This is a genomic window from Rhizobacter sp. P1_G5 (assembly GCF_056405435.1).
The window spans coordinates 1-9,111 of sequence record NZ_JBFUCB010000213.1 but is presented as its reverse complement, the minus strand read 5'-3'; the positions used below and the strand labels follow the sequence as shown (position 1 = coordinate 9,111).

Genomic DNA, 9,111 nt, shown 5'->3' with positions numbered 1-9,111 from the left:
CCGCGAAGTAGTGCAGCGGCTGCGTGCCGCTTTCCAGGTCGACCAGCGTCGTGATCGGCTGGCCGTCGCCGCGCCCGCCCGGCAGCAGGCTGGTCGCGATCGAGTAGACCCGCCCGTTGCTGCCGAACACCAGCAGCGTGTCGACGCTGCGGCACGGGAAGGTGCCGTACAGCCCGTCGCCGGCCTTGAAGGCRAGCGCCGCCGGGTCGACCTCGTGCCCCTTCAGCGCGCGCGCCCAGCCCTTCAGGCTGACCACCACGGTGACCGGCTCGTCGAGCACCTTCACCTCCAGCACGGTGCGCTTGCCGGCCTGGATCAGCGTGCGGCGGTCGTCGCCGTACTGCTTCGCATCGGCCTCGATCTCCTTGACCATCGTGCGGCGCAGCGCCGCCGGGCTGCCGAGGATCTCCTGCAGCTTGTCGCGGTCGGTGCGCAGCTCGCCCAGTTCCTGCTCGATCTTGATCGCCTCCAGCCGCGCCAACTGGCGCAGCCGGATCTCGAGGATGTCGTCGGCCTGCCGCTCGCTCAGCTTGAAGCGCTCGATCAGCGCCGCCTTCGGCTCGTCCGAGTGCCGGATGATGCGGATCACCTCGTCGATGTTCAGCAGCACCAGCTGCCGGCCCTCGAGCACGTGGATGCGCTCGAGCACCTTGTCGAGCCGGAACTGCGTGCGCCGCTGCACCGTCTGCTGGCGGTAGGCGATCCACTCCTGCAGCATCAGCCGCAGCGTCTTCTGCGTCGGCCGGCCATCGGCGCCGATCATCGTCAGGTTGATCGGCGCCGAGCTCTCCAGGCTGGTGTGCGCGAGCAGCGTGTTGATCAGGTCCTGCTGCTCGATGCGGCTGGTCTTCGGCTCGATCACGATGCGCACCGGCGCATCCTTGTTCGATTCGTCGCGCACCACGTCGAGCACCGCCAGCACCGAGGCCTTCAGCTGCACCTGGTCGGCGCTCAAGGCCTTCTTGCCGGTCTTGATCTTCGGGTTGATCAGCTCCTCGATCTCTTCCAGCACCTTCTGCACGCTGGTGCCGTGCGGCAGCTCGGTGATGACGAGCTGCCACTGGCCGCGCGCCAGGTCCTCGATCTTCCAGCGCGCGCGCACCTTCAGGCTGCCGCGGCCGGTGGTGTAGGCGGCGCGGATCTCCTCGGGCGCGCTGATGATCTGGCCGCCGCCCGGGTAGTCGGGGCCGGGCACCAGCGTGAACAGTTCGTCGTCGCCCAGGTGCTCGTTGCGGATCAGCGCGACGGTGGCCGCCGCGATCTCGCGCAGGTTGTGCGAGGGCAGCTCGGTGGCCAGCCCCACCGCGATGCCGCTCGCGCCGTTCAGCAGCACGAAGGGCAGCCGCGCCGGCAGCAGCCGCGGCTCGCGCTCGACGCCGTCGTAGTTGGGGATGAAATCGGCCGTGCCTTCGTCGAGCTCGTCGAGCAGCAGGCGCGAGATCGGCGCGAGGCGCGCCTCGGTGTAGCGCATCGCTGCCGCGTTGTCGCCGTCGCGCGAGCCGAAGTTGCCCTGGCCGTCGACCAGCGGGTAGCGCTGCGAGAAGTCCTGCGCCATGCGCACCATCGCGTCGTACGCGGCCTGGTCGCCGTGCGGGTGGAACTTGCCGATCACGTCGCCGACGACGCGCGCGCTCTTGACCGGGCGCGCACCGGCCGTGCCGCTGAAGGCCAGGCCCAGGCGCTGCATCGCGTACAGGATGCGCCGCTGCACCGGCTTCTGGCCGTCGCACACATCGGGCAGCGCCCGGCCCTTGACGACGCTGAGCGCGTATTCGAGGTACGCGCGTTCGGCGTAGTGGGCGAGCGTGATGGCGTCGTCGGGATTGCCGGTGTCGAAGAGGTCGGTGGTCATGTGTTTTTCAAGGAAAGGCTTCGCGCCGTTGCTAGCGCGAAGCTTCGGATGCGGCGGCGCCGTGCATCTGCAACCCGGTGCGTGCGCTCGGCATGCGCGCCTGCAGCAGCGCCCAGTAGAGCTCCAGCACCRGGTGCACGTGCGCCTGGGTCTCGGGAATCGGCGGCATCTCGCCGCCGGCCTTGCGCACCGCCGATTCGCCGGCATTCCACGCCGCCAGCGCGACATCGATGCGGCCGAAACGGCGCGTCAGGTTCGACAGCATGCGGGCGCCGGTGAGGATGTTGGTGCGCGGGTCGAGCAGCTTCTCGCGCAGCGCCGCGGGGCGCTCGTCGGCCGCGAAACCGCCGTAGTGCTGCGCGGCGATCGGCGTCAGCTGCATCAGCCCGACCGCGCCGCGCGGCGACACCGCCTTCGCGTTGAAGCCGGACTCGACCGCGATGATGGCCTTCAGCAACTCGATGTCGACGCCGTGCGCTGCAGCCGCTTCCCGCAGCACCGGCTGCAGCGATTTCACTTCGGGCGCGAACTCCAGCCACGTGAGCAGGCCGCCGGCACCGTCGGTCTTGCCGGGCACGCGCAGCTGTGCCGCATCGCCCAGCACCAGGTGGTAGCGCGAATCGACCTGCGTCGGCGCGAGGTGCGCGGTGCCGCTGCCATCGACGTAGCCCCACAGCTCGGCATGCGCGAGCGCGGGCACGGCGAGTGCAGCAGCCGCCAGCGCGGTCTTCATCTCAGACATCCACCTCGACGTCGTCGCCGCGCAGTTCCATCAGCTCGCGGCGGGCCTGCGCCTCGCCCTTGCCCATCAGCTTGGTCAGCGACTCGGTGGTGGCGGTGAAATCGAGCGCGCCGAAGGCCACCTGCAGCAGGCGGCGCGTGTCGGGGTTCAGCGTGGTGTCCCACAGCTGCTCGGCGTTCATCTCGCCCAGGCCCTTGAAGCGGCCGATGCTCCAGCTGTTGTCGCGCGCGCCTTCCTTGCGCAGCTTGTCCAGCGTGGCCGCCAGCTCGCCTTCGTCCAGCACATAGAGCTTGGCCGCGGGCTTCTTGCCGCGCGCCGGCGCATCGACGCGGAACAGCGGCGGCTTCGCGATGTAGACGTTGCCGCGCTCGATCAGCTTCGGGAAGTGCCGGAAGAACAGCGTCAGCAGCAGCACCTGGATGTGCGAGCCGTCGACGTCCGCATCGCTCAGGATGCAGATCTTGCCGTAGCGCAGCCCCGACAGGTCCGGCTCGTCGGTGGCACTGTGCGGGTCGACGCCGATCGCCACCGCGATGTCGTGGATCTCGTTGTTCGCGAACAGCCGGTCGCGCTCGACCTCCCACGCATTCAGCACCTTGCCGCGCAGCGGCAGCACCGCCTGCGTCTCCTTGTTGCGGCCCATCTTCGCGCTGCCGCCGGCCGAGTCGCCCTCGACCAGGAACAGCTCGTTCAGCGCCAGGTCGCGGCTTTCGCAATCGGTCAGCTTGCCGGGCAGCACCGCCACGCCCGAGCCCTTGCGCTTCTCGACCTTCTGGCTCGCGCGCTGGCGCGTCTGCGCCTGCTTGATCACGAGGTCGGCCAGCTTGCGGCCCAGCTCCACATGCTGGTTCAGCCACAGCTCCAGCGCCGGCTTCACGTAGGTGGAGACCAGCCGCAGCGCATCGCGGCTGTTCAGCCGCTCCTTGATCTGGCCCTGGAACTGCGGGTCCAGCACCTTGGCCGACAGCACGAAGCTGGCGCGCGAGAACACGTCTTCGGGCATCAGCTTCACGCCCTTGGGCAGCAGGCTGTGCAGGTCGATGAAGCCCTTCACCGCGCCGAACAGGCCGTCCTTCAGGCCGGATTCATGCGTGCCGCCGTTCACCGTGGGGATCAGGTTSACGTAGCTYTCGCGCAYCGGCGRGCCYTCYTCGGTGAAGGCCACGCACCAGGCGGCGCCTTCGCCCTCGGCGAAGTTCTCGGTCTCGCGTGAATCGGCGTAGCGCTCGCCCTCGAACAGCGGGATCACCGGGTCGGCCGCCAGCGCCTGCATCAGGTAGTCGCGCAGGCCGCCCTTGTAGGTCCAGGTCAGCACCTCGCCGCTCTTCTCGATCGTCAGCGAGACGATGACGCCCGGCATCAGCACCGCCTTGCTGCGCAGCAGGTGCGTGAGCTCGGCCTTCGGGAAATCGACGCTCTCGAAGTACTTCGGGTCCGGCCAGGCGCGCACCGTGGTGCCGGTCTTGCGGTCACCCGACGAGGCCGCGTACACGCCCTTGCGGATCGCCAGCGGCTCGATCACGTCGCCGCCCGAGAACGCCAGCTGCGCCACCTGGCCCTCGCGGTACACCGTGACCTCCAGCCGCTTGGCCAGCGCGTTCGTCACGCTSACGCCCACGCCGTGCAGCCCGCCCGAGAAGCTGTAGGCGCCGCCSKWGCCCTTGTCGAACTTGCCGCCGGCGTGCAGCCGGGTGTAGACGATCTCGAYSACCGGCACCTGYTCTTCSGGRTGCAGGCCGAACGGAATGCCACGGCCATCGTCGTGCACGGTGACCGAACCGTCGGTGTGCAGCACCACGTCGATGCGCTTGCCGTGGCCGGCCAGCGCCTCGTCGGCCGCGTTGTCGATGACCTCCTGGATGATGTGCAGCGGGTTGTCGGTGCGGGTGTACATGCCCGGCCGCTGCTTCACGGGCTCGAGGCCCTTCAGGACACGGATCGATGACTCGCCGTAGGAATTGCTGGGTTTGGTCGCCATGGGGCGGGATTCTAGAAGCCCGTCAAGTTACAACTCGTAGTCCACCGTGGCGCATGCGACACAGCGCGGTCGCCGCAGCAAGTTACCCTTGCGCGCGTTTTTCGCTCCAAACCAACTTCCAATGCGCCTTGCCTCCGCCTCCCTGATCGCCCTGCTGGGCGCCATCGCGCCGATCGCCCAGGCCGCCGACCTGAACACGCTGCAGTCGCTGTCGCAGTCCGAATTCCGCCTGCTGTCGGAAGACCTGGGCGCGATCGTGTCGTTCAAGCCGCTGATCCCGTCCGAGCCGCTCGGGCTGACCGGCTTCGACATCGGCATCGGCGTCTCGGGCACCGCGATCGAGAACCGCGGCGTCTGGCAGAAGGCGGCCGGCGGCACGAGCGTGCCGTCGACGATCATGGTGCCGTCGCTGCGCGCCCACAAGGGGCTGCCGTTCGACATCGACCTGGGCGTGTCGGTCTCGCGCGTGCCGACGGCCGGCATCACCATCACCGGCGGCGAGCTGCGCTGGGCGCCGCTGGCCGGCAACGCGGCGTTGCCGGCGATCGCGCTGCGCGCCAGCGCGTCGTCGATCTCGGGCGTCGACCAGCTGAAGCTGCGCACCTACGGCTTCGACGTCTCGGTGTCCAAGGGCTTCCTGTTCGCGACGCCCTACGCCGGCCTCGGCACCGTCAACGTCAGCAGCAAGCCCGAGGCATCGTCGCTGAAGGGCAAGGAAGATTTCAACCTCGCGAAGGCATTCGCCGGCGTGAACATCAACTTCGGCCTGGCCAACCTGGCCTTCGAGGCCGACAAGACCGGCAAGGCGACCAGCTACAGCGCCAAGTACGGCTTCCGCTTCTGAAATCGAAGGGCAATCCGTTACATTCGCCCGATGTCCCGGACTGCCGCCGCCCCCGCCCCACTCTCGATGAAACAGGTGCTGCTGTGCGGCGCCATGATCGTCACGCTGTCGATGGGCATCCGCCACGGCTTCGGCCTGTGGCTGCAGCCGATCACGATGGACCGCGGCTGGACGCGCGAGACCTTCGCCTTCGCGCTCGCGGTGCAGAACCTCGCCTGGGGCGTCGCCGGCCCGTTCGCCGGCGCGCTGGCCGACCGCTTCGGCGCCTTCAAGGTGCTGATCGTCGGCAGCCTGCTCTACGCCGGCGGGCTGGTGCTGATGGCCGTCTCCACCTCGGGCCTCGCCTTCACCGGCAGCGCCGGCCTGCTGCTCGGCATGGCGCAGTCGGGCACCACCTACGCGGTGGTCTACGGCGTGATCGGCCGCAACGTCGCGCCCGAGAAACGCAGCTGGGCGATGGGCGTGGCCGCCGCGGCCGGCTCGTTCGGCCAGTTCCTGATGGTGCCCACCGAGAACTGGCTGATCGGCCACCTCGGCTGGCAGCAGGCCCTGTTCGTGCTGGGCTGCATCGCGCTCGCCATCATCCCGCTGGCCGCCGGCCTGAAGGAGCCGAAGTTCATCGTCAACCCGCTGCAGCAGAGCCTCGGCGCCGCGCTGCGCGAGGCCTTCGCCTACCCGAGCTTCCTGCTGCTGATGGCCGGCTACTTCGTCTGCGGCTTCCAGGTGGTGTTCATCGGCGTGCACATGCCCAGCTACCTGAAGGACCACGGCCTGTCGCAGGACGTCGCCACCGGCGCGCTCGCGCTGATCGGCCTGTTCAACGTGATCGGCACCTACACCGCCGGCGCGCTCGGCCAGCGCCTGCCCAAGCGCTACATCCTGTCGACGATCTATGCGCTGCGCTCGGTGGCGATCGTCATCTTCCTGAACGTGCCGCTGTCGCCGACCAGCGTCTACGTGTTCGCCTCGGTGATGGGCGTGCTGTGGCTGTCGACCGTGCCGCCGACCAACGCGATCGTCGCGCAGGTCTTCGGCGTGCGTTACCTGTCGATGCTGGGCGGCTTCGTGTTCCTGAGCCACCAGGTCGGCTCCTTCCTCGGCGTCTGGCTGGGCGGCAAGCTGTACGACAGCACCGGCAGCTACGACGTGGTGTGGTGGATCGCGGTCGGGCTGGGCGTGTTCGCCGCGCTCGTCAACCTGCCGGTGCGCGAATCGGCGATCGTGCGGGCAGCCCCGCAACCGGCGTGAGCGGGCACGACATGAAAAAGGGCCTGGCCCGCGTGGCGATCTGGCTGGCGGTGGGTGCCGCACTGCTGCTCGTGTTCGCGGCCTACCTGAACCCCGAGATGGCCTTCACGCTCGCCAACCAGCTGTGGAACTGCTTCTGACATGTACGTCGTCGTGATCACCGGCGCCTCCGACGGCATCGGCGCCGAGATGGCCCGGCAGTGGGCCGCGCGCGGCAAGGCCAACATCGCGCTGGTGCTGGCGGCGCGCAACGTCGACAAGCTGGAGGCCGTTGCCGCCGAGTGCCGCACGCATGGCGCGCAGGCGCTGGTGCAGCGCTGCGACGTGAGCGTGCAGGCCGATTGCACCGCGCTCGTCGACGCGACGATGAACGCCTTCGGCCGCCTCGACACGCTGGTCAACAACGCCGGCATGTCGGCCCAGGCGCTGCTGCGCGACGTGGCCGACCTCTGCTGGTACGAAGACCTGATGCGCGTGAACCTGTGGGGCAGCGTCTGGTGCACCCATGCGGCGCTGCCGCACCTGAAGACGAGCTACGGCCGCATCGTCGCGGTGTCCAGCCTGGCCGGGCTGGTCGGCGTGCCGGGGCGCACCGCCTACGCGGCCACCAAGTTCGCGATGACCGGCTTCTTCGAGTCGCTGCGGCCGGAGATCGGCCGCCAGGGCATCAGCGTGACGATCGCCTACCCGGGCGTCGTCGCGACGGAAATCCGCCGCCGCGGCTACGACGCGAGTGGCCAGGCCGCCGGCCGCAGCGGGCTCGACGAATCGGATGCGATGCCGGTCGAGACCTGCGCGCGGCTGATCATCGACGGCGCCGAGGCGCGCCGGCGCGATGTCGTGATGACGGCGCAGGGCAAGCTCGGCCGCTGGCTGAAGCTGGTCGCACCGCGGCTGATCGACCGGCTGGCGCTGAAGGCGCTGAACCAGCACGCCCGGCCGCAATGAGCGCGACGCTGAGCCCGCATGGCGGCCCTGCTCCCTCGGCCTGGGTGCAGCGCTGGTCGCACCTGATCGCGCCGGGCGCGCGCGTGCTCGACGTGGCCTGCGGCAGCGGCCGCCACGTGCGCTGGTTCGCCGGCCGGGGCTGCCACGTGACCGCGCTCGACCGCGACGCGGCCGCCACCGAAGCGCTGCACCCGATCGCCGACGTGGTGCTGGCCGACATCGAGGCCGGCCCGTGGCCGCTGCCCGAGCGGCATTTCGACGCCGTGGTCGTGACCAACTACCTGTGGCGCCCGCTGCTGCCCACGCTGTGCCAGGCGCTGGCCGACGGCGGCGTGCTGATCTACGAGACCTTCGCGCACGGCCAGCAGAGCGTGGGCCGGCCGGCCAACCCGGATTTCCTGCTGCGCCCGGGCGAGCTGCTGGACGCGGCGGGCAGCCTGCGCGTGGTCGCGTTCGAGGACGGCTTCCTCGGCTCGCCGGCGCGCTTCGTGCAGCGCATCGCCGCGGTGAACGCCGGCGCCGACGCCGGCGGACCGGGTGAAATCCCGCGTTATCTGCTGGACGCCGGGCACCCCCCGCAGGGTGAGTAAAATCCGCGGATTCCGAGGATCCCGCATGAAATCCATTGTTGGCAGCATCGTCGCGCTGATCACGCCGATGCACGAGGACGGCAGCGTCGACTATGACGCGCTGCGCCGCCTGATCGACTGGCACATCGACGAAGGCACCGACTGCATCGGCGTCGTCGGCACCACCGGCGAAAGCCCCACGGTCTCGGTCGAGGAGCACTGGGAGATCATCCGCGTCGCGGTCGAGCATGCACGCGGCCGGGTGCCGATCATGGCCGGCACCGGCGCCAACTCCACCCGCGAGGCCATCGAGCACTCGCGCTACGCACGCAAGGCCGGCGCCGACTGCACGCTGTCGGTCGTGCCGTACTACAACAAGCCGTCGCAGGAAGGCATCTACCAGCACTTCAAGGCCATCGCCGAAGCGGTCGACATCCCGATGGTGCTGTACAACGTCCCCGGCCGCACCGTCGCGGACATGCTGCCCGAGACCACGCTGCGCCTGGCGCAGATCCCCGGCATCGTCGGCATCAAGGAGGCCAGCGGCAACATCGAGCGCGCCGGCTGGCTGGTGCGCAATGCGCCGAAGGGCTTCTCGATCTATTCCGGCGACGACCCGACCGCGATCGCGTTGATGCTGCTGGGCGGCCACGGCAACGTGAGCGTCACCGCCAACGTCGCRCCGCGTGCGATGCACGAGCTGTGCAAGGCCGCGCTGGCCGGCCAGGTGCGCGAGGCGACCGACATCCACCTGAAGCTGCTGCCGCTGCACAAGAACCTGTTCGTCGAACCGAGCCCGGCGCCCACCAAATGGGCCTTGTCGCGGCTGGGCCGCTGCGGCGCCACGCTGCGCCTGCCGATCGTCGGGCTGACGGCCGCGGGCCAGGCCACGGTGGAACAAGCGATGCGCGAATCGGGTCTGCTGTGAGC

9 protein-coding genes are annotated in these 9,111 nt (G+C 69.6%); 6 read left to right on the top strand and 3 right to left on the bottom strand.

Annotated features, from left to right (window positions below):
- The 3 genes from parC to AC1D12_RS16110 form a co-directional block, all read right to left on the bottom strand.
- On the bottom strand, positions 1-1,852 hold a 1,852-nt coding region (gene parC, locus AC1D12_RS16120), incomplete at its 3' end, for a DNA topoisomerase IV subunit A (protein WP_477841486.1).
- 31 nt (positions 1,853-1,883) lie between these two features.
- Positions 1,884-2,585, bottom strand: a complete 702-nt coding sequence (locus tag AC1D12_RS16115; protein WP_477841484.1) for a lytic transglycosylase domain-containing protein — start codon at positions 2,583-2,585, stop codon at positions 1,884-1,886.
- A gap of 1 nt (position 2,586) precedes the next feature.
- Positions 2,587-4,572 (bottom strand): DNA topoisomerase IV subunit B, encoded by a 1,986-nt coding sequence (locus AC1D12_RS16110; RefSeq protein ID WP_477841482.1) that lies wholly within the window; start codon positions 4,570-4,572, stop codon positions 2,587-2,589.
- A gap of 121 nt (positions 4,573-4,693) precedes the next feature.
- On the opposite strand from AC1D12_RS16110, the gene AC1D12_RS16105 reads away from it, so the two are divergent.
- Genes AC1D12_RS16105 through dapA form a run of 6 tightly spaced genes read left to right on the top strand, consistent with a single transcriptional unit; the run spans position 4,694 to position 9,109 of the window.
- Positions 4,694-5,416, top strand: coding sequence for a hypothetical protein (locus AC1D12_RS16105; RefSeq protein ID WP_477841480.1), 723 nt, complete (start codon positions 4,694-4,696; stop codon positions 5,414-5,416).
- Positions 5,417-5,446: 30 nt separating this feature from the next.
- Positions 5,447-6,664, top strand: a complete 1,218-nt coding sequence (locus AC1D12_RS16100; RefSeq protein WP_477841478.1) for an MFS transporter — start codon at positions 5,447-5,449, stop codon at positions 6,662-6,664.
- Between the two features lie 11 nt (positions 6,665-6,675).
- Positions 6,676-6,804: a hypothetical protein gene (locus tag AC1D12_RS16095; protein WP_477827141.1), complete on the top strand. Its 129-nt coding sequence runs from the start codon at positions 6,676-6,678 to the stop codon at positions 6,802-6,804.
- Position 6,805: 1 nt separating this feature from the next.
- Positions 6,806-7,612 (top strand): SDR family oxidoreductase, encoded by an 807-nt coding sequence (locus AC1D12_RS16090; RefSeq protein ID WP_477841476.1) that lies wholly within the window; start codon positions 6,806-6,808, stop codon positions 7,610-7,612.
- Positions 7,609-8,202 (top strand): class I SAM-dependent methyltransferase, encoded by a 594-nt coding sequence (locus AC1D12_RS16085; RefSeq protein WP_477841474.1) that lies wholly within the window; start codon positions 7,609-7,611, stop codon positions 8,200-8,202. The genes AC1D12_RS16090 and AC1D12_RS16085 overlap by 4 nt, the downstream gene beginning before the upstream one ends.
- Positions 8,203-8,227: 25 nt before the next feature.
- A complete protein-coding gene (dapA, locus tag AC1D12_RS16080) occupies positions 8,228-9,109 on the top strand; it encodes a 4-hydroxy-tetrahydrodipicolinate synthase (RefSeq protein ID WP_047511463.1) in 882 nt (293 codons plus the stop codon).
- The last annotated feature ends 2 nt before the right edge of the window (positions 9,110-9,111 follow it).